At 46.1% G+C, this 20,409-nt stretch carries 15 protein-coding genes and 1 tRNA gene; 8 read left to right on the forward strand and 8 right to left on the reverse strand.

All coding sequences use genetic code 11. The features are described from left to right. Nucleotides 1-247: 247 nt before the first annotated feature. On the forward strand, nt 248-2,026 hold the full coding sequence (gene rpsA, locus IX315_RS00605) for a 30S ribosomal protein S1 (protein ID WP_211636104.1): 1,779 nt from the start codon (nt 248-250) through the stop codon (nt 2,024-2,026). Nucleotides 2,027-2,111: 85 nt separating this feature from the next. After that, a complete protein-coding gene (locus IX315_RS00610) occupies nt 2,112-3,080 on the forward strand; it encodes a YeiH family protein (protein WP_211636097.1) in 969 nt (322 codons plus the stop codon). Between the two features lie 86 nt (nt 3,081-3,166). On the opposite strand, the gene murQ is transcribed toward IX315_RS00610, so the two are convergent. The 8 genes from murQ to IX315_RS00650 all read right to left on the reverse strand — a co-directional run bounded on the left by murQ (nt 3,167) and on the right by IX315_RS00650 (nt 13,474). After that, nucleotides 3,167-3,982: an N-acetylmuramic acid 6-phosphate etherase gene (murQ, locus tag IX315_RS00615; RefSeq protein WP_134849865.1), complete on the reverse strand. Its 816-nt coding sequence runs from the start codon at nt 3,980-3,982 to the stop codon at nt 3,167-3,169. A gap of 802 nt (nt 3,983-4,784) precedes the next feature. Continuing rightward, entirely contained in the window at nt 4,785-6,248 is a 1,464-nt protein-coding gene (locus tag IX315_RS00620; protein ID WP_211642212.1) for a sodium:solute symporter, read from the reverse strand. A 119-nt stretch (nt 6,249-6,367) separates the two neighbouring features. Next, on the reverse strand, nt 6,368-8,362 hold the full coding sequence (ftsH, locus tag IX315_RS00625) for an ATP-dependent zinc metalloprotease FtsH (RefSeq protein WP_244973044.1): 1,995 nt from the start codon (nt 8,360-8,362) through the stop codon (nt 6,368-6,370). 54 nt (nt 8,363-8,416) lie between these two features. Next, on the reverse strand, nt 8,417-8,785 hold the full coding sequence (gene rsfS, locus IX315_RS00630) for a ribosome silencing factor (RefSeq protein WP_018359124.1): 369 nt from the start codon (nt 8,783-8,785) through the stop codon (nt 8,417-8,419). Between the two features lie 93 nt (nt 8,786-8,878). Continuing rightward, nucleotides 8,879-10,303, reverse strand: coding sequence for a 23S rRNA (uracil(1939)-C(5))-methyltransferase RlmD (gene rlmD, locus IX315_RS00635; RefSeq protein WP_018359123.1), 1,425 nt, complete (start codon nt 10,301-10,303; stop codon nt 8,879-8,881). Between the two features lie 195 nt (nt 10,304-10,498). Next, a tRNA-Val gene (locus IX315_RS00640) sits at nt 10,499-10,573 on the reverse strand. Between the two features lie 173 nt (nt 10,574-10,746). Beyond that, nucleotides 10,747-12,792, reverse strand: a complete 2,046-nt coding sequence (locus tag IX315_RS00645) for a M13 family metallopeptidase (protein ID WP_018358846.1) — start codon at nt 12,790-12,792, stop codon at nt 10,747-10,749. 136 nt (nt 12,793-12,928) lie between these two features. Continuing rightward, nucleotides 12,929-13,474, reverse strand: a complete 546-nt coding sequence (locus IX315_RS00650; RefSeq protein WP_018358847.1) for a pyruvoyl-dependent arginine decarboxylase — start codon at nt 13,472-13,474, stop codon at nt 12,929-12,931. A gap of 137 nt (nt 13,475-13,611) precedes the next feature. On the opposite strand from IX315_RS00650, the gene tyrS reads away from it, so the two are divergent. From tyrS to rocD, 6 genes are all read left to right on the forward strand, one after another. Continuing rightward, complete coding sequence (gene tyrS, locus IX315_RS00655; RefSeq protein ID WP_018358848.1) at nt 13,612-14,910, forward strand: tyrosine--tRNA ligase; 1,299 nt, start codon at nt 13,612-13,614, stop codon at nt 14,908-14,910. Nucleotides 14,911-14,913: 3 nt separating this feature from the next. Next, nucleotides 14,914-16,146: a nucleoside recognition domain-containing protein gene (locus IX315_RS00660; protein ID WP_018358849.1), complete on the forward strand. Its 1,233-nt coding sequence runs from the start codon at nt 14,914-14,916 to the stop codon at nt 16,144-16,146. Further along, nucleotides 16,146-17,207, forward strand: a complete 1,062-nt coding sequence (aroC, locus tag IX315_RS00665; RefSeq protein ID WP_211636055.1) for a chorismate synthase — start codon at nt 16,146-16,148, stop codon at nt 17,205-17,207. The genes IX315_RS00660 and aroC overlap by 1 nt, the downstream gene beginning before the upstream one ends. 92 nt (nt 17,208-17,299) lie before the next feature. Continuing rightward, nucleotides 17,300-17,563, forward strand: a complete 264-nt coding sequence (locus IX315_RS00670; RefSeq protein WP_134849250.1) for a GNAT family N-acetyltransferase — start codon at nt 17,300-17,302, stop codon at nt 17,561-17,563. Between the two features lie 300 nt (nt 17,564-17,863). Further along, nucleotides 17,864-18,976 (forward strand): TlpA disulfide reductase family protein, encoded by a 1,113-nt coding sequence (locus IX315_RS00675; protein ID WP_211639690.1) that lies wholly within the window; start codon nt 17,864-17,866, stop codon nt 18,974-18,976. A 193-nt stretch (nt 18,977-19,169) separates the two neighbouring features. Then, on the forward strand, nt 19,170-20,408 hold the full coding sequence (gene rocD / locus IX315_RS00680) for an ornithine--oxo-acid transaminase (protein WP_134849248.1): 1,239 nt from the start codon (nt 19,170-19,172) through the stop codon (nt 20,406-20,408). Nucleotide 20,409 lies beyond the last annotated feature (1 nt).

The following is a 20,409-nucleotide window of genomic DNA, read 5'->3' on the forward strand; positions in this document are numbered from 1 at the left end:
AGCACACTTTGCGGAATCTAGGCCATAGTATTTTTGGCGAGTATATAGAGGCGTATCTATTGGTTATGTATATTGGTTATGGGGTGTTGATGAAAAAGTAATGTAACTTATTGTGGGACTGAAAGTTTTTTGTATCTTTGCGGAAGTCTATATCCGGAGGATAACCGAGGGTGTATGGCTCGAGAGATGTCTCGACCTATGAGGTTGGGATAGAGATAGTAACATTATTTTATTCACCAGTTTTTAAATGAAGAATTACTACGAAGAAGTGAAGCCTCTTGAGGGTTTCGATTGGGACAGCTTCGAGCGTGCTACGGAGGAGTCTCCCGAGAGCATCAAGAAGATGGAGGAGCAGTACGCTGCTACTATGGGAGAAGTATCTGAGGGCGAGATTGTAAAGGGTACAATCAAGTCTATCAGCAAGCGCGAAGTGATTGTCGACGTAGGTTTTAAGTCCTTTGGCGTTGTATCAGCTAATGAGTTCCGTTACAACCCAGACCTAGCAGTAGGTGATGAGGTAGAGGTATTCGTTGAGGTACAAGAGAATAAGGATGGTCAGCTGATTCTTTCTCACCGCAAGGCATGCGCTGCTCGTGCTTGGGAGCGTGTCAATGAGGCTATGGAGAATCAGGAGGTTGTTAAGGGTTACATCAAGAATCGTACCCGTGGTGGTATGATTGTAGAGATCTTCGGTATCGAGGCTTTCTTGCCAGGTTCGCAGATCGATGTTAAGCCTATCCGTGACTTTGATGAGTTCGTAGATAAGACTATGGAATTCCGTATCATCAAGGTTAATGAGGAGTACAAGAATGTAGTGGTATCACACAAGGCACTGATCGAGGAGGAGCTAGAGGCTCAGAGGTCTGAGATTATCTCTAAGCTTGAGAAGGGTCAGGTACTTGAGGGTACTGTCAAGAATATCGTTCCTTATGGTGCATTTATAGATCTTGGTGGTGTAGATGGTCTTATCCACATCACTGACCTATCTTGGGGCCGTATCCGTACTCCAGAGGAGGTGGTAACCCTAGACGAGAAGATCAATGTGGTTATCCTAGACTTTGATGAGGAGCGCAATCGTATCGCACTTGGTCTTAAGCAGCTTACCCCACATCCATGGGATAGCCTTGATGAGAACCTCACTGTAGGTGACAAGGTAGAGGGTACTGTGGTTGTTATCACTGAGTATGGTGCATTTGTAGAGGTGCTTCCAGGTGTTGAGGGTCTTATCCACGTAAGTGAGATGTCTTGGACTCAGCACGTACGTAGCCCACACGATATCCTAAAGGTAGGTGAAAAGGTAGAGGCTCAGATCCTTACTCTAGACCGTGAGGAGCGTAAGATGAGCCTAGGTATCAAGCAGCTTACTCCAGATCCATGGGAGGCTATTGAGAACCAGTATCCAGTAGGTTCACGCCACACAGCAAGGGTTCGTAACTTCACTAACTTCGGTATCTTCGTAGAGTTTGAGGATGGTATTGATGGTCTAATCCATATCAGCGACCTTTCTTGGACTAAGAGAATCAAGCATCCAAGTGAGTTTACTAAGATTGGCGATCCAATCGAGGTAATGGTACTTGAGATTGATAAGGAGAATCGCCGTCTAAGCCTTGGTCACAAGCAGACTGAGACTGACCCATGGGAGAACCTAGGTAGTGTATTCTCTGTAGGTACTATCCACGAGGGTAAGATTGTAGAGCTTCTTGATCGTGGTGCAGTAGTAGAGCTTCCTCATGGTATTGAGGGCTTCGCTACTCCTAAGCACCTCACTAAGGAGGATGGCTCTCAGGCTCAGCAGGGCGAGACTTTAGAGTTCAAGGTTATTGAGTTTAATAGCGAGTCAAAGCGCATTATCCTAAGCCACAGCCGTATCCGTGAGGATAAGGAGAAGGGTGCTCGCCAAGAGGAGCGTGCTGCAAAGCAGGCTACTCGTGAGGCTATCCGTCAGGATGCTACACAGGCCGAGAAGTCTACCCTTGGTGATATCGATGCACTCGCAGAACTACGTGAGAAGCTAGAGGGTAAGTAATTGTATTACTTGTCTCTTTAGAGTATAGACATTTGAGGGGTGGCTGTCAAGTTCATGACGAGTCACCCCTCTTAATTTGTAAGTTATGGAAAGATATAAGCATATAATCTATTATACTTTGATTGCAATAGTCGTACTTGGACTAGCATGTACATATATACCTGGGTTGGAGAGACTCGGTAGTTGGATTACCCCTCCTGTAGCCCTTCTTATGGGTTTGGTCATTGCATTGACCTTCGGTAATGTGAATCCGAAGCTCAATAAGTCTATGAGTAAGTATTTACTTCAGTACTCAGTAGTGGGTCTTGGTTTCGGAATGAATTTATATGCTTCGCTGGAGTCGGGAAAAGAAGGTATGCTCTTTACCATTGCTTCTGTGATTGGGACAATGGTACTAGGATGGCTATTGGCAAAGTATGTATTTAAGGTGGACTATAAGACTGGCTACTTGATTAGTTCGGGTACTGCTATCTGTGGCGGTAGCGCTATTGCTGCAGTGGGACCAGTAGTAGATGCTAAGAGTGGTCAGATGTCTGTGGCTCTTGGTGTGATTTTTATCCTTAATGCAGTGGCACTCTTTATCTTCCCGCCTATAGGTAGAGCGATAGGTATGAGCCAAGCCGACTTCGGTCTTTGGGCTGCAATTGCAATTCATGATACCAGTTCGGTAGTGGGTGCAGGCGAAGCTTACGGTGACGAGGCACTTAGGATTGCGACTACCGTGAAACTAACGAGAGCACTTTGGATTATGCCACTAGCCTTGGTAACGGCTTGGATATTCAAGAAGAAAGACCAGAGGATTTCTGTGCCAAAGTTTATCTTCTTCTTTATACTAGCTATGCTGATTAATACTTTCCTTCTTCAGGACTACCCTCAGTTTGGTAAGGTAGTAAGCAGCATCTCTAAGCATGGTCTGAATATAGCACTATTCTTTATTGGAGCTGGATTATCTTTGGATGTGCTGAAGTCTGTAGGTGTGAAGGCGATGTTGCTAGGTGTAGCACTGTGGTTGATAATCTCTCTAAGTACACTTGCTTATATCTTCTTCTTGTAATAGAGGATACATATTATATATAGTAAGGGGTGAATAGGTTAGCGCAACCTATCCACCCCTTATCATTATCTTACAGGGAATGTCATTTATATCTGATACTTGTCTAATACAGCTCTAACAGAGCCTGCCTGTATGAGTTGCTCACGGGCTTCCGTGTAGGTAAGACCTAGAGCTTCTACTAGCATGCGTGTGCCTCGATCGATGAGTTTTTGATTGCTAAGCTGCATATTCACCATCCTATTGCCCTCTACTCGTCCCATCTTGATCATTAGAGAGGTGGATATCATATTGAGTACCATCTTCTGTGCTGTCCCCGATTTCATGCGAGAGCTACCTGTAACATATTCCGGGCCGACTATGGTTACTATTGCATATTCTGCTGCTTCGGTAATAGGACTTCCAGGATTGGAGGTGATACAAGCCGTTAGAATACCTCGCTTACGAGCTTCCTGTAGCCCTGCGATAACGAATGGAGTGGTTCCGCTCGCAGCTATGCCTATAAGGGTGTCATTCGAAGCTATATTATGTTGCTGTAGGTCTTCCCAAGCTTGATTCTTGCTATCCTCGGCATTCTCAACCGGATGTCGAAGTGCGTGATCCCCTCCAGCTATGAGCCCTACGAAAAGAGTCGGTGGCATACCAAAGGTGGGAGGAATCTCTGAAGCATCTAGTACGCCAAGACGTCCGCTAGTGCCAGCACCTATATAGAAGATACGCCCACCTCTCTCTATACGGGGAAGGGCTTGCTCTACGAATCTCTGGAGGACTGGAATCGTCTGCGCTACGGCATCGGCTATCTTATGGTCTTCTTGATTGATCTCGCGGAGAATCTCTCCAACTTCTTTGTGTTCAAGATTATTATATAGAGAGGAGCTCTCTGTTATTTTGATAAAGTCGTTCATTGGGTAATGGTATTGATAGAGTCCATCTATGGGTTCTTTGGCGGTGGTGCCAATGGTGATGTGCTCTTTTGCACATGCTGAGCGCAATGGCGCTTGAAAGTGGTAGGCGACTGAACCTACAAAGTGCACTGAAGTAGACGAAGCAATAGGGTATTGTCGTACATTCCGAATAATAAAGCATCGGAAGGCATCTTCAACCAGATGATAAACCTCTGGTAGATTGAGGTGCTGTGCTATATAAGGGGCGAAGGAGGCAAGGTAGGTATTGGGATGTGGTTGACGGTAGACACGGTCGATAAGCTCGGCAGGATTGGTGTTGTGGTGCTCGAGAAAGTGTTCCTTAAGCCCAAGAGGCATTTGGTTTTTCAATACTGCGCCAACGAAGAGCTTACCTAATACGGCTCCGCTGCCTTCGTCCCCTAGGATATATCCGAGAGGCGATACATTCTGTACCATATTCTCGCCATCGTAGCTACAGGAGTTGGAACCCGTGCCGAGTATACATGCTACGCCTGGCTGGTGTTGACATAGTGCCCTTGCAGCCCCGAGCATATCCGATTGTACAGAGATAACTGGTGCTATAAACACTTGGTGAAGAGCTGAGGAGACTATGGGAGACTTTTCTGGGGTGCATCCTGCCCCATAGAAGTGGATTTCATCGAATGTGTTGGAAGGGAGGAGGGGGCATAGCTCTTTCTCGAGTAGTTCGACGATCTCTGTAGTTGTGGTGAAGTATGGGTTGATACCTTTGGTACGTAGTTCCAATGCGCCTAGTCTCCAAGTAGTCTTGGTCGAGCCACTATCAGCGAGTAGTATCTGTTTCATATGACTTGCTAATCATTGCTAGCCCCACTATGGTGAAGAGGGCGTTGATAATTAATATCTCGTAGCTGAATCGGTAGCCGCCAAACCATGCTTCGGAGTTGTGATCGAGGATGAAGCAGAGGATAGGGGAGAGAATCGCTACGACTGGTACCCATCGGTCTCGAACTGGACGATGGCTTATCATGCCAAAAGCAAACATCCCCAGTATCGGGCCATAAGTATAGCTCGAAAGGATATAAACAGCATCGATAACGGAGGTACTATTGGCGATATTGAAGCCATAGATACATAGTGCCATGATGACTGCCATAAGAATATGGACACGCTTACGGAGCCTCGTGAGGTTACTTTCGCTTTTGGATCTACCCTCAAGAATATCGATAGTAAATGAGGTGGTAAGTGCAGTGAGCGCTGAACCCGCAGCGGAGTAGGATGCGGCAATCAGTCCAATAATAAAGACGATACCCAGGGCTACTGGAAAGAAGTTGCCAGTAGCTATGAATGGGAAGACTTCATCTCCTTTCGCAGGAAGGACGATATTGAATTGAGCAGCATAGGTGTATAAGAGTAGCCCAAGGAGCAGGAAGAGGGTGATGACCACCAACTGCATTGCGATACTTAGCATTGCATTCTTCTGGCTCTCCTTGTAGCTCTTGCAACTGAGATTGCGTTGCATCATGTCTTGGTCTAGTCCGTTGGTCGCAATCATAGTGAAGGCTCCAGCTAGGAATTGTTTCCAAAAGAAGCGCTTATCATTAATATCATCTAAGAAGAATACTCGGCTCATATCGCTCTCTTTGACAAGAGTGGTGAAGCTCCCGAATTCGAGTTGGAGTGCCTCGGAGATAAAGTAGATGCTGAGGACTACGGAGAGAATAAGGCAAACAGACTTGAGTACGTCTGTGCTTATGACACTCTTGACACCACCGAAGAAAGTATAGATGTAGACAAGGAAGACCGTAAGAAGGGCATTGATGAAGAAGGGGCTTCCGAGTGGGTCAAATACTAATAGTTGCATTGTAAGTACAACCAGAAAGATACGAACTGAGGCGCCGAGCATTTTGGCGATAAAGAAAAACCATGCACCTGTCTTGTACGCACTTATGCCAAATCGCTTGTCGAGATACTCGTAGATGGAGAAGAGGTTGAGCCGGTAGAAAAGTGGTAATAGGACGAAAGCGATGACGGCTTGTCCGACTACGAAGCCTAAAACCATCTGTAGGTAGGAGAAGCCTGCCCCAGAGACCATTCCAGGGACAGATACAAAGGTGACCCCACTGATGGTGGAACCAATTGTGGCAATGGCTACAATGAGCCAGTGGTTTTGTCTATTCCCTACAAAGAAGCCTGCATTGTTGGCTTTGCGCCCCGAAAAGTAGGAGACCCCAAAGAGCAGGACAAAATAGCCAATAAGTAGTCCGAGTATTAGGTATGGCGACATAGTGATTGTTACTAATTATGATTACTCCCTCCAAAGATACATAATATAGCCATGACATAAAAGAGGCATCGGGAATAGAACACTTCTATACCCGATGCCTCATATCAATTTGGGAGGGCTTATTCCTCTGTGCTCTCAGATTCGATCTTCTCTGCGTTGTCAGCTCTTTCGCTCTCTAGTAGCTGATCTGCACGAGACTTCCAAGGTCGTTTGCCGAGTATCTTCTCGACATCCTCTGTAAATATTACCTCTCTAGAGTAAAGGAGATCTGCAATAGCCTTATGCCCTTCCTTATGCTCAGTAAGCAGTTGTTTAGCTCGTTCATACTGAGTATTGATAATGGAAAGGACTTCCTCATCGATGAGTTTAGAGGTTGCCTCACTGTATGGCTTAGTGAAACCATATTCGTTCTGGTTGTCCTCATAGTTGATGTTCGGGAGCTTCTCACTCATACCAAAGTAGGTCACCATAGCCTGTGCCATACGTGTCACCTTCATGAGGTCGTTGGCTGCACCAGTAGATATCTTACCGAAGGTGATATACTCAGCTGCACGCCCTCCAAGAGTAGCACACATCTCGTCTAGCAATTGCTCTGTAGTCGTAATCTGTCGTTCTTCAGGTAGGTACCAAGCGGCACCAAGTGCGCGTCCACGGGGTACAATGGTTACCTTGATAAGCGGATTGGCATGCTCCAATAGCCAGCTTACTGTAGCGTGCCCAGCTTCGTGGATAGCGATAGCCTTCTTCTCCTCCTCAGTAGTAATCTTAGTCTTCTTTTCCAGACCACCTACAATCCTATCAATAGCGCTCATGAAGTCGCTACTTTGGATAACCTTCTTATTGGAGCGTGCTGCATGTAGAGCGGCTTCGTTACATACGTTGGCGATATCCGCACCAGAGAAACCAGGGGTCTGGCGAGCGAGTAAATCGATATCTACCGATTCGTCCATCTTTAGAGCCCTCATGTGTACCTGGAATATCTCTTTACGCTCATGTACATCGGGTAGCTCAACACTGATCTGGCGGTCAAATCGTCCCGCACGGAGCAAGGCCTTGTCTAGGATATCTACTCGGTTGGTAGCGGCAAGTATGATGACACCGCTATTGGTTCCGAAGCCATCCATCTCTGTGAGTAGTTGGTTGAGGGTATTCTCGCGCTCGTCATTACCACTAAACCCGGCATTCTTGCTTCGCGCTCTACCTATAGCATCTATCTCATCGATAAAGATGATGCAAGGCGACTTCTCCTTGGCTTTCTTAAATAGATCGCGTACTCGTGATGCACCAACCCCCACAAACATCTCTACGAAGTCGGAACCAGAGAGAGAGAAGAAAGGTACACCAGCCTCTCCTGCTACTGCCTTCGCTAGTAACGTCTTACCTGTACCAGGAGGCCCTACTAGAAGTGCGCCCTTGGGTATCTTACCACCTAACTCGGTATATTTCTGAGGCTCCTTGAGGAAGTGTACTATCTCTTCTACCTCCTGCTTTGCCCCACTCAAGCCAGCGACATCTTTAAAGGTTACATTGACCTTATTCTCTGTGTCGAAGAGTTGTGCCTTAGACTTACCTACATTGAATATACCACCTCCTCCGCCAGAGTTGCCGCCACCACTCATCATGCGACGACTCATCCACACCCAGAAAAGGATGAGTAGGACAAAGGGTAGGAAGTTGAGTAGTACAGTTAGTAATCCATTGGAGCTATTGACATAAGAGACCTTGGCATCAATAGGCTTATCGCTAGCCATAATGCTTTGATAGAGGTCGTTGAATGCGTTAGCACCAGGAATCTGAGACTCTATCTCAACCCTTTGCAGTAGAGCTGTGCGTGCTCCTTCGCTCCTGCTGGATGATATGCCATAGCTCTCGGCTTCCTTTTCAGCCTTCTTCTTTACTACTGCCACGACATTGCCTTGAGTACTGTAAACGGTGACCTCCTCGAAAAGATCTTTCTGGAGCATCGATTGGAAGCGACTCCACTCTACTTTCTCTCCCGAATCACTTCTGGAGAATAGAAATATTCCAATAATAGAAAGGAACATGAGGGCATATAGCCATGCCAGTCCTCCTCTCTTGCGTTTGGGGAAACGTGGAGGGGTATTATTGGGCATTTGCTTCTTTGAGTTATTATTGCTCATGTATTAGCTACCTTATTACCAAGTCTATCAATCTTCATCGGGGAGGGATGTTTGCTTGGCATCGGCCCACATCTGCTCCAGCCCGTAATATTTACGTTGCTCTGGCACAAATAGATGTACCATTACATCCACATAGTCCATAGCAATCCACTCGCCGCCACCTATATGGGTATGTATGGGTTTGTCCCCTAGTTTTTTCTGTACGGTATCCCATACAGAGTCCTCTAGCGCATTGACCTGAGTAGGAGTATTGCCTTCTGCCACTACCATGTAGTCGCAGAAAGCATCATCTATTCCACCCATGTCTAGTATGGTAATATGCTTACCTTTTTTCTCCCTTATTCCCTCCACGATTGTCTCTACGAGAGCAGTCGTTGTGCTATTCTTTGTCTTCAAGAATTCTATCTATTTAATGTTATACTTTCTAAGTCGTAGTGCTTAGGGACTATACGTCCACTAAGTTTATTGGGCAATAACTGTGCCACAGCTTCACTTGCGCTCTAGGAGAAGGATATTCTCTACATGGCTTGTATGTGGAAACATATCCACTGGCTGTGTCACTATTACATTATAATCCTCTGCCATCATCTCTACATCTCGAGCCTGAGTAGCAGGGTTGCAGCTTACGTATACGATACGTTTCGGAGCGGTCCGCAGAATCGTAGCCACCACATCAGCGTGCATACCAGCCCTTGGTGGGTCGGTAATGAGTAAGTCTGGATGACCGTGCTCTGCTATGAAGTCATCGGTAAGGATATCTTTCATATCCCCAGCGAAGAACTCCATATTATCTAAACCATTTACAGCCATATTGGTTCGAGCATCCTCTATAGCTTCTGGTACATACTCTATACCGATGACCTTTTTTGCGTTACGACTGACAAAAGAGGCAATGGTACCTGTGCCAGTGTATAGGTCATAGACGAGTTCATCTCCCTTAAGCTGTGCTAGCTCCCTCACTTGCTCATAGAGGTGAAGAGCCTGTCGACTATTAGTTTGGTAAAAACTCTTTGGCCCAATTTTGTACTTAAGCCCCTCCATTTCCTCCCAAATATGGTCTTCCCCAGCGAATGGGAGTACCTCAAGGTCGCCAAACGAATCATTGAGCTTAGTATTAATAACATACATCAGGGAGGTGATTTCAGGAAACTGCTCCCTAATAGCAGAGAGTAGAGCTATGCGCTTAGTTTCTGCTTCATTTGCGAATACAACCACCACCATCAGCTCTCCTAAAGAACTCGTCCTAATCATCAGCGTGCGCATAAAGCCCTCGTGGTTGCGGAGGTTGTAAAACTCATACCCCTTGTGACTCTGGCAATAGTCCTTGATAAATAGACGGATGCGATTACTGATCTCCCCTTGTAGGTGACACGCCTTGATGTCCAGTACTTTGTCGAACATGCCTGGGATATGGAACCCTAGTCCATCCATAGAGTGCACGTTGGCTTCATCGTTATTCATATCCAACTCCTCACTAGTCAGCCATCTGCGGTTAGAGAAGGTGTACTCAAGCTTATTGCGATAGTTATATATTTGCTCTGCCCCGAGTATCGGTCTTTTATCCTCTATCGCAAGGTGTCCGATACGCTCCAGCTGATCATAGACTTGTTGCTGTTTCCCCTCCAGCTGCATAGAGTAGGGGAGGTGTTGCCACTTACAGCCTCCACAAATGGTAAAGTGTTCGCACCTAGGCTCCACTCTCTCGGGCGATGGTTCTACAATATCCGCTATCACCCCTTCTGCATACGCTTTACGGCTTCTGCCCAAGCGGATGTTTAGTATATCACCCGGAGCAGAGTAGGGGACAAATACCGCACGCTCATCAGGTAGGTGTCCGATACACTTACCTTCGCCTGCCATCTTCTCTATCTTTACTCCCTCTACTATTACGGGCGCTTTCTTTTTTCTTGCCATATATTCCTTATATTACGTAGACGCAAATTTACACTTTTCCCACCGCACTACCTAATACACATTCATTTAAGTCCTATAATTCCCCAAGTAGGAGTTTTAAGAGAAACATACCAGAGAAGAGCCATTGATGGAAAAGAAAAAGAGGAGAGGCAGGTGGCAATCATTGTCTGCTACCCGCCTCTTCTCTTGCTTGAGTGAACCTTGGCAGACTCGAACTGCCGACCCCTACCCTGTCAAGGTAGTGCTCTAAACCAACTGAGCTAAAGATTCATTTCTTGTTGTCTTACAGCAAAGATACCCAATAATAGCGAGATTACCATAGGTTATGCTTTGGGAAAGGGCTTTGGTGGTGTTTGGGTACTTTGCTACCCTCGGTAAATAATTAGAGAGGTCTGCACCCTAAGATACAGACCTCTCTAGTTTTTACTAAGTGGTAATAAGCATTACCAAACGATAACTCGCTCCTCTGGAGCAAGCCACATAGCGTCTCCCTCCTTTACGTCAAATGCTTCGTAGAAGGCTGGGATATTGCGAAGCGCTTGGTTTACCCTAAGCTTGCCAAGGCTGTGTACGTCTACCTTGGTGAGGCGAGTTTCCTCCTCGGGAGTGATATTCTGACCCCACAGACGAGCGTAACCAATGAAGAAGCGCTGTGCCATAGTGAAGTTGTCAATCACTGGATACTCCTTACCCTCTGTAGCTCTCATTAGTGCATCATAAGCTACCAATAGACCACCTTGGTCTGCGATGTTCTCACCAAGGGTGAGCTGACCATTAGCCTTGAGGTCTGGGCGAATCATTACCTTATCAAACTGGTCTGCCAACTTCTTAGTTGCCATATTGAAGGTCTTTGCATCCTCCTCAGACCACCAGTTAACCATATTGCCATAAGCATCGTACTGGCTACCTTGGTCGTCAAATCCGTGAGTCATCTCATGACCAATAACCACACCGATACCACCGTAGTTTACAGCATCGTCGGCATTGAGGTTAAAGAATGGAGACTGTAGGATACCTGCAGGGAAGCAGATTTCATTGGTAGTTGGGTTGTAATAGGCATTAACCTCATGGGCGTTCATCAGCCAGCGGTCGAAGTCTACAGGCTTACCGAGATCCTCAAGGTTACGGTTCGTAGCGAATAGAGCTAGTGCTCGCATGTACTCATATAGAGAGCTCTCTACTAGCTCAGCCTTCTCATAAGTCCACCACTTATCAGGGTAACCTACCTTTACGATAAAGGTGTCTAGCTTTTCATGTGCTTTTTTCTTTGTGGCGTCGCTCATCCAAGCTAGGTTATCGATACGATTACCAAGAGAAGCAATCAGATTGTCTACTAGAGTAATCATACGTTCCTTTGCCTCTGCAGGGAAATACTTAGCCACGTAGCGCTGAGCAACTACATCGCCAAAGTTGTCGTTTACACGTGATACAGCGGTCTGCCATAGAGGCTTTTGCTCAGAAACACCTGTCATAGAGGTATTATGGAAAGCAAATGAAGCATCGCGGAAGTCTTTGCTGAGGTAGTTGGCACCGCCATCAAGTATCTGAGCTTTGATAAGTGCCTTTAGATCGTCAAGCGAGGTTGTCTCAAACCACTTATCGAAGCGGTGAAAGTAATCCTTCTGTGCTACATTAAGCTCCTTAGCAGCAGATAGACCATTGCGTCCCTCGAAGTAGCGTTGGTAAGGGAACTTGAAGGTCTTGTAAAGCTCCTCCATGCTCATCTTATTGTAATTACGCTGGCTATCTCTACGCTCTAGCATAGTATAGACGATTTTAGAAAGGCTCTTCTCTGTGTCGTATACCTTGCTAGCTAGTGTCTCAGCATCTGCCTCTGGAGTGCCGGTAAGGGTAAAGAGCTTTGCAACATAGGTCTTATAGTCTGCTTGCTGCTTAGCTAGGTCTGCATTATCTGCATAATAGTCTGGCACGCCCATGATAAGACCTGGCTGGAATAGCTGGAGTAGATTGTTCTTACTATCCTTCTCGTCTGCCATTACGAATACGCCAAAGAAGTAAGACTCCCCATAGTTGCCACTCTTTGCCATATAGTCTACAAGCGCATCTTTGGAATCGATGGCATCCACTTCGTTTAGGTAAGCAAGGATAGGCTGAGCACCGTCATTATCTAGCTTAACAGTGTCTAGGCTCATCTCGTACAGTTTGTAAGCCTTCTCTTCGTCACTACCAGCAGTGGTGTTGCCTTTCATCTCATCGAGGATACCCTTTGTAGCGTCTAGAGCGTTCTTCCTAAGCATATCGAAGCTGCCATAACGAGCATAACCAGCAGGAAGCGGATTATTTGCTATCCAATTACCATTGGCATACATGTAGAAGTCCTGTTGGGGCATTACAGTGGTATCCATTGCGGTAAGATCAATCGCTGGGATAGCTTCGACTGTCGTTGTCTCCTTTTTCGCATCCTCCTTACAGCCCCCAATACTGAGCGCCATAGATGCAAGCGTTAAAGTCATAAGAATCTTTTTCATATCAAGTATCTAATATGTGGTATATATTTGTGCGCAAATGTAGGGATAATTTGTGAGATTTATGTCCCTCCTTATATTAGTAATGAGACCCCATCCCACTTGGGCTAGGTCTCATTATCATATTGTAATATCAAGATTACTCTCCGATAGTGCTCTCAGCTTGTACAAAGTCCATGAAGCATAGACTCACAAGTGCGGTACCATAGCGCTTCTCGATAGTGATACCTTCGGTGACGAAGTTAAGCTCACCTAGGTAGTACTGGCTATAGGTCTTATCGTGAAGGTCTAGGATTACTCTAGTGAGCCTAGCCTCTAGCTCCTCGATGCGGTAGCGACCATTTACCTCGCACACAAGACCACCTATCTTCTCATCGAAGTTTTCGTCGGCATACATCCAAGCATATACGATACCTGCCGATACAAACTCATCCTGAGTACCGTGTGATACCGACATGATAGTCTTCATCTCCGAACCAAATGGAGGGAGATCTATCTCATCCATAGTTACCAGACGAGCAGTCTTGGGAAGGATGGAGGAGTAAACCATGATATTGTAGTCATTGATACCCGCATCATAGAGTGCCATGTGGTATGAACCAGCATGTAGCTCCAGATCCGATTCTCCACTCCCCTTTGTTACGAAGAATACATTAGGGGTCAGGTTGGATACAATCTTACTCATCTTTCTTATTGCTATCTATAGGGTTATTATTCAAATACAATACAAAGATACTATTTTTATTCGAGTCACGCATAGTGGTGTAAATTTGGTAGCTTTGTAACCTGTTTGGATATAATATAGGTTTACAGACAAGATTTATGGAGAAGAATTTTGTAAAAGAGTTGGAGTGGAGAGGGATGATTCACACTATCATGCCAGGGACTGAGGAGGAGCTAATGAAAGGGCAAACCTCTGGTTATCTCGGAATAGACCCTACAGCCGACTCTTTGCATATCGGTCACTTGGTAGGAGTGATGATGCTGAGACACTTCCAGCAGTCGGGTCACCGCCCTATTGCCGTAATAGGTGGGGCTACGGGTATGATTGGTGATCCCTCAATGAAGTCTGCTGAGCGTAATCTTCTAGATGAGCCAACCTTGAGACACAATCAAGAGGCAATCAAAAAGCAACTAAGTAAGTTCCTCGACTTTGAGAGTGATACCCCAAATGCTGCTGTCCTTGTTAATAACTACGATTGGATGAAGGATTACTCTTTCCTCAATTTCATTCGCGACATCGGTAAGCATATCACCGTCAATTATATGATGGCAAAGGACTCTGTGAAGAAGCGCATAGCTGGCGAAGGGAGCAATGGTCTCTCTTTTACAGAGTTTTCATACCAGCTCCTGCAGGGCTACGATTACCTCCACCTCTACGAGCATGAGGGGTGTCGTGTACAGCTCGGTGGTTCTGACCAGTGGGGCAATATTACTACTGGCTGCGAGCTGATTCGCCGCAAAGTAGATGGTCAAGCATTTGCGATTACTTGCCCACTTATCACGAAGGCTGACGGTACTAAGTTCGGCAAGACCGAGAGCGGCAATGTTTGGCTCGACCCTCGTTATACTTCTCCATATAAGTTCTACCAATTCTGGATGAATGTCTCGGACGAAGATGCTGGTAAGTTTATCCGTATCTTCACCAGCCTAGCCAAGGAAGAGATCGAGGCACTCGAGAAGGCACATGCCGAGGAGCCACACAAGCGCCTATTACAGTCTAAGCTCGCAGAGGAGATAACTGTTATGGTTCACTCCAGAGAGGACTACGAGACAGCAGTACAAGCATCTCAAATCCTATTCGGTCGCTCTTCTGTAGAGACACTGCATAAGCTAGACGAAAGCACATTCTTGAGTGTCTTTGAAGGCGTGCCAATGGCAGAGGTAGCGAGGGAAAAGGTCAATGGAGAAATGGGACTAATGGATCTGCTCGTGGGTGAGTGCAAGTTCTTTGCTAGCAATAGCGAGCTCCGTAAGCTTATACAGAGCGGAGGTGTGAGCCTCAATGGAGAGAAGGTAACAGATTTCCAATACGTCCCAAGTGAGCAAGATCTTCTCAATAGTCGCTATATGCTCATCCAAAGAGGTAAGAAGAACTTCTACTTAGTGAAGCTAGTGTAATACATGTTGCTCAACTATATATGGGTAGCCTTCTTCCTCGTGGGCGCTCTTGTCGCTATCATCAGAGTAGTGACTACGGGCGATGGCACCATATTTAGTGCGATGGTAGATGCGCTCTTCAGTGCAGCTACCACGGGTTTCGAGATATCTATAGGCCTTGCCGGAGTGCTTACACTCTGGCAGGGTCTTCTTCGTATAGGGGAGAAGAGTGGGCTTATCGGTCGCTTCGCCCAAGCCACGGCGCCCTTCTTTCACGTACTCTTCCCTTCTATTCCCAAGGGCCATCCTGTGACTGGTACCATGCTCATGAATTTTAGTGCCAACCTACTGGGACTGGATAATGCTGCCACACCACTAGGATTACAGACCATGCGTGAGCTGCAAGAGGTGAATGGCAAGAAGGACACAGCCTCGGATGCAATGATTATGTTCCTCACCATCAATGCTAGTGGGCTTACCCTTATCCCAATCACTATCATAATGTACAGGATTCAATTGGGAAGCACCTCTCCGGCAGATATCTTTGTCCCCATCCTACTCGCCACTGGAGCTAGTACATTGGCAGCAATACTGATGGTGTCGTATAAGCAAAAGATAAACCTCCTTAGGAAAGCTTTCGTTATCCCTCTCTTACTATTTCTAGCTTTAGTCGTAGGGATAATCTATTGGGCGGGGAATGTAGACCGAGCTACTCTCACCTCACAATCCACAATGGTGAGCCATCTTGTCCTCCTTAGCATGGTTGTCTTGTTCATTGGTAGCGGTGCTTTGGCAAAGCGCAACGTATACGAGGACTTTATAGATGGAGCAAAAGATGGCTTCAAGACAGCGGTCACGATTATCCCTTACATTGTTGCTGTGCTCGTGGGTGTCGGTCTCTTCCGTGCAAGTGGCGCTATGGATTGGCTGATGGGTGGGGTCTCCTATCTAGTCCATCTCGTAGGGCTTGATACTACTTGGGTAGATGCTTTGCCTACCATGCTGATGAAACCACTTAGTGGAAGTGGTGCTCGTGGACTGATGATAGATGCCATGGAGACTTTTGGTCCCGACTCCTTCGTGGGGCGATTGGCTTGTATGGTGCAGGGCTCTAGTGATACCACATTTTATATCCTTGCCCTATATTATGGTAGTGTGTCTATTAAAAAGACTAGATACACACTTGGTGTCTCTCTCCTCTCCGATTTTATTGGTATGATTGCGGCAGTCTCAATTGCATATCTCTTCTATTCATAATGAATACATTTGGCAGATATTTTCGCATTACCACCTTTGGCGAATCTCATGGTAGTGTGATTGGCGGTGTGATAGATGGTTGTCCATCGGGGGTTCGCCTAGATATGGCGTTCATCACTTCGGTACTCCAGCGCCGTAGAAGCGCAGGTGGTATAAGCACAGGACGGGTGGAGGATGACCAGCCCGTATTCCTCTCGGGTTTATTTGATGGCGTTACCACTGGTACGCCAATCGCATTTACTATTGCCAATAAAGAGCGAAAGAGCAGTGACTATGACCATCTATCGGAAGTGTATCGACCCTCTCATGCCGACTTTACCTATCAAGCAAAGTATGGGATACGTGATTATAGAGGAGGGGGGAGAGCAAGTGCACGTGAAACTGTAGTGCGCGTAGTGGCTGGTGCTATAGCTATGCAGATACTGGGGGAACAGGGGGTCAAAATTACAGCTTATACCTCACAACTGGGGCACATACGACTACCTGAAGGTTACCTTCTAGAAATAGCTCAAGGGGGTAGTAAAGTGGGTTGCCCCATACCAGAGGTGGATGAGCAAATGTACCAATCTTTGCTCCAAGCTAGAGAGGCTGGAGATACCCTTGGCGGCGTAGTCTCTGTGGTGGTACATGGTGTGCCACCAGGGTGGGGCAGCCCTCTGTATAGTAAGTTGGATGCGCGGCTGGCAGAGGCAATGTTGGGTATCAATGCCTGCAAGGGCTTTGAGATTGGAGATGGTTTCGCACTCGCCTCGATGCTTGGAAGCGCTGCCAATGACCCTTTTACCTCCATTGATGGTGTGCCTGTTACGGAAACCAATCACTCTGGTGGCGTACTAGGCGGTATCTCTAGTGGCGCTCCGCTCCTCTTTAGGGCAGCTTTCAAGCCAATAGCATCTATCGCTCTCCCCCAAAAGACCGTAAATACGGCAGGAACAGTGCAGTCACTAACGATAGAGGGTAGGCATGATGGGTCTGTGTTTCCTAGAGTCTTGCCAATTGTGGAGTCGATGACAGCTCTCGTGCTAGTGGATGAAATGCTGGCGCAGAGGCTAGTGCGCTGATCGCTCTGAATACTAGTAGTCGCTGAACCAATATCAATTACGACTTGTTCTACCCTATATAAGGTTTCATAATACTAAAAGAATAGAAGGATATGAATAAGAGAGTAGAACTACAAAAAAGCGATCGTCATGGAGCGCTCTTGCTTTATGTAGATGATGTACGTGCTGGAGAGATTGAGTTTGTCTTCGCTCATCCCAATCGGATGATTATCAATCATACGGGTGTGAATCCGGAGTTCGGAGGTCAAGGTCTGGGCCGTTATCTAGTAGACGAAGCAGAGAAGTATGCTCAGCAAGAGCAATTGGAGCTCTCTTCAGTCTGTTCGTATGCTGCTAAGGTATTAGCAAATAAGTAACGAAGAGCTAGAGCACTCATTCTCACTCTATAGAGTAGAGATTGTGGAGCGCCTGAGTATGAAAATTTATCTCTAGGAATAAATTTATTTTTCTGTACAAATAAAAATATTTATTCCTAGAGATAAATTTATTTATTTGTACAGATAAATTTCAGTGCTCGCGGTATTCAGCTTTACTCGTCGGTATATTCGCAGAAAGAATAGTAGTAAAAGGGTAAATTCCTTTTGGTGATCTCCACTTTTTGTTTACCTTTGCAGCCTAATTGGATGATATAGTATTCACAATATAAATTACTGAAAATGAATAAGATGTTTTTTGCAGCAGTAGCTGCTGCTCTAGCTCTTGCTGCTTGTACTCCAGCAGCAAAAGAGTTTAAGCTCTCTGGAACTGGACTTCCTGAGACTCTTAATGGGACTTATGCAAAGTTCTATGACATGGATCAGAACGTTAAGGATTCTGTACTTATCGAGAACGGTACCTTTAACTATGTTGTTCCAGCTAATGACACTGTTGTCAGCACTCTAGTACTTGGTGAGAGCTCTATGGTTCTCTCAAATGAGGAGGGTGACTTCACACTGACCTACACTACTGACGAGGCTACTGGTGCAGCTAACCTACGTTGTGATGGTGATGCCAATTCTTCTATCATGAAGGCTCAGGAGATGAAGGGTAAGATCAACGAGCTAAGGGCTAGCCTCAACGCTGAGAGCGAGAAGATTATTGCAGCAATCGGTGAAGCTGAGCCAACAGAGGAGCAGATGCAGCAGCTTAGCGATCTTCGCGAGAAGTATTCTGCAGACTCTAAGGATATCTACAACAGCTATTATACTAAGGGTGGCAATAAGATGATTGACTGGTATGCCTTCATGGGGCTAGCAGGCTCCTGGACTCCAGCAGAGTTTGTAGAGAACTTTGACGCTGCCGGTAGCCTTGTTAAGAATGACAAGGACTTGGCTAAGATGTATGTAACGATGCAGGCTGCCGCTAGAACCGATGTAGGTCAGCAGTTCCTAGACTATGAGCTAGTTAATCCAGCAGGTGAGACTAAGATGCTTAGTGAGTTCCGTGCTGAGGGCAAGTACTTCCTACTTGACTTCTTCGCTTCTTGGTGTGGCCCTTGTAAGATGTCTATGCCAGTTATTGCCGAGATTGAGAAGGAGTTTGCCAACGTGCTTACTTCTGCAAGTATCGCAGTATGGGAGCAGGATACCGATGGTGCTGCTTACGCTCAGGCTGTAAAGGATATGAATATTACTTGGCCAACCTTCCAGGATAGCAAGAGCGATGCTGCTACGCTTTACGGTCTAATGGGTGTGCCTACTTTCATCCTAGTATCACCAGAGGGTGAGATCTTGATGCGCGGTCATGATATCAAGGCTGTACAGACTAAGCTACGTGAGCTGAATAAGTAAGAAATAGTAGCTTACTATCTAATAGAGACTGGCACTAGCAATTGTTAGTGCCAGTCTCTATTTTATGTCTCTATTGTTTGGGTAATTGAAATCATTTTGCTAATATTGTGTGCATAATTATTCTCAATAGGTGAGAATTATTGCGATATGTCGCAATATGCAGCTATTTTATAACCATTTATTTGTATATCTAATGCTGACAATTACAGACAAAGCAAGGAGCTTTATGGAGCAGGAAGCCAAGTATGGGGCACACAACTATCACCCACTTGGCGTGGTACTTTCTCGCGGAGAAGGTCCATTTGTATGGGATGTAGATGGAAAGAGGTATTTCGACTTCTTATCTGCCTATTCGGCAGTAAACCAAGGTCATTGTCATCCTAGGATTGTTAAGGCGCTAAAGGATCAGGCGGATACCCTATGCCTTACTTCTAGAGCTTTCTATAATGATGCGCTTGGTCCATACGAAGAGTATGTAACTAAGTACTTCGGATACAATAAAGTGCTACCTATGAATAGTGGCGCCGAAGCAGTAGAGACGGCACTGAAGCTGACGCGCAAGTGGGGTTATAAGGTGAAAGGTATCCCTGTTAATGAGGCTATCATCATTGTCTGTGAGGGGAACTTCCATGGTCGTACAATTACTATCGTTACACTCTCTAATGATCCTTCTGCTTACGAGCACTATGGACCATATACACCAGGCTTTGAGCGTGTGGCTTATGATAATCTTGATGCTATTGAGGCTGTCCTTATGGAAAAGGGCGACAAGGTAGCAGGTGTATTAGTAGAGCCTATTCAGGGTGAGGCTGGTGTGTATGTGCCTCATGATGGATACCTTAGCGGGATTAGGGCACTATGTGATAAGTTCAATTGCCTTTTCGTTGCCGATGAAGTACAGACCGGTATTGCTCGAACAGGTAAAATGCTCGCTTGCGACCACGAAGGTGTGCGCCCTGATATCCTTATTCTTGGTAAGGCTATCTCAGGTGGAGTATTGCCTGTGTCGGCAGTGCTAGCTGATGATGAGATTATGATGACTATTAAGCCGGGAGAGCATGGCTCTACCTATGGCGGCTTCCCATTGGCTTGTAAGGTGTCGATAGCAGCGCTCGAGGTGATTAAGGATGAGCACCTGGCAGAGAACGCGGAACGGTTGGGTAAGATATTTAGGGAGGAACTGAAGGCAATGAACTCACCTGCCGTAGAGCTTGTCCGTGGTAAAGGGCTACTAAATGCCGCTGTTATTAAGCCTACAGATGGTAAGGAGGCTTGGGATCTTTGTGAGATAATGGCGGAGAATGGGCTTCTCGCTAAGCCTACCCACCAGCATATCATCCGTTTTGCTCCACCGCTAGTGATTACCGAAGAGCAACTCCACGAGGGCTTGGAGATTATTCGGAAGTCTCTCGAGCGGTTTGTAGACAAATAGT

The organism is Porphyromonas levii (genome assembly GCF_018206105.1).
Taxonomy (GTDB): Bacteria; Bacteroidota; Bacteroidia; order Bacteroidales; family Porphyromonadaceae; genus Porphyromonas_A; species Porphyromonas_A levii.

Excerpts from the sequence above, each read along its gene's own strand:
- rpsA (WP_211636104.1), top strand. The coding sequence starts at position 248 with ATGAAGAATTACTACGAAGAAGTGAAGCCTCTTGAGGGTTTCGATTGG.
- IX315_RS00610 (WP_211636097.1), top strand. The coding sequence starts at position 2,112 with ATGGAAAGATATAAGCATATAATCTATTATACTTTGATTGCAATAGTC.
- murQ (WP_134849865.1), bottom strand. The coding sequence starts at position 3,982 with ATGAACGACTTTATCAAAATAACAGAGAGCTCCTCTCTATATAATAAT.
- IX315_RS00620 (WP_211642212.1), bottom strand. The coding sequence starts at position 6,248 with ATGTCGCCATACCTAATACTCGGACTACTTATTGGCTATTTTGTCCTG.
- ftsH (WP_244973044.1), bottom strand. The coding sequence starts at position 8,362 with ATGCCCAATAATACCCCTCCACGTTTCCCCAAACGCAAGAGAGGAGGA.
- rlmD (WP_018359123.1), bottom strand. The coding sequence starts at position 10,303 with ATGGCAAGAAAAAAGAAAGCGCCCGTAATAGTAGAGGGAGTAAAGATA.
- IX315_RS00645 (WP_018358846.1), bottom strand. The coding sequence starts at position 12,792 with ATGAAAAAGATTCTTATGACTTTAACGCTTGCATCTATGGCGCTCAGT.
- IX315_RS00650 (WP_018358847.1), bottom strand. The coding sequence starts at position 13,474 with ATGAGTAAGATTGTATCCAACCTGACCCCTAATGTATTCTTCGTAACA.
- tyrS (WP_018358848.1), top strand. The coding sequence starts at position 13,612 with ATGGAGAAGAATTTTGTAAAAGAGTTGGAGTGGAGAGGGATGATTCAC.
- IX315_RS00660 (WP_018358849.1), top strand. The coding sequence starts at position 14,914 with ATGTTGCTCAACTATATATGGGTAGCCTTCTTCCTCGTGGGCGCTCTT.
- aroC (WP_211636055.1), top strand. The coding sequence starts at position 16,146 with ATGAATACATTTGGCAGATATTTTCGCATTACCACCTTTGGCGAATCT.
- IX315_RS00670 (WP_134849250.1), top strand. The coding sequence starts at position 17,300 with ATGAATAAGAGAGTAGAACTACAAAAAAGCGATCGTCATGGAGCGCTC.
- IX315_RS00675 (WP_211639690.1), top strand. The coding sequence starts at position 17,864 with ATGAATAAGATGTTTTTTGCAGCAGTAGCTGCTGCTCTAGCTCTTGCT.
- rocD (WP_134849248.1), top strand. The coding sequence starts at position 19,170 with ATGCTGACAATTACAGACAAAGCAAGGAGCTTTATGGAGCAGGAAGCC.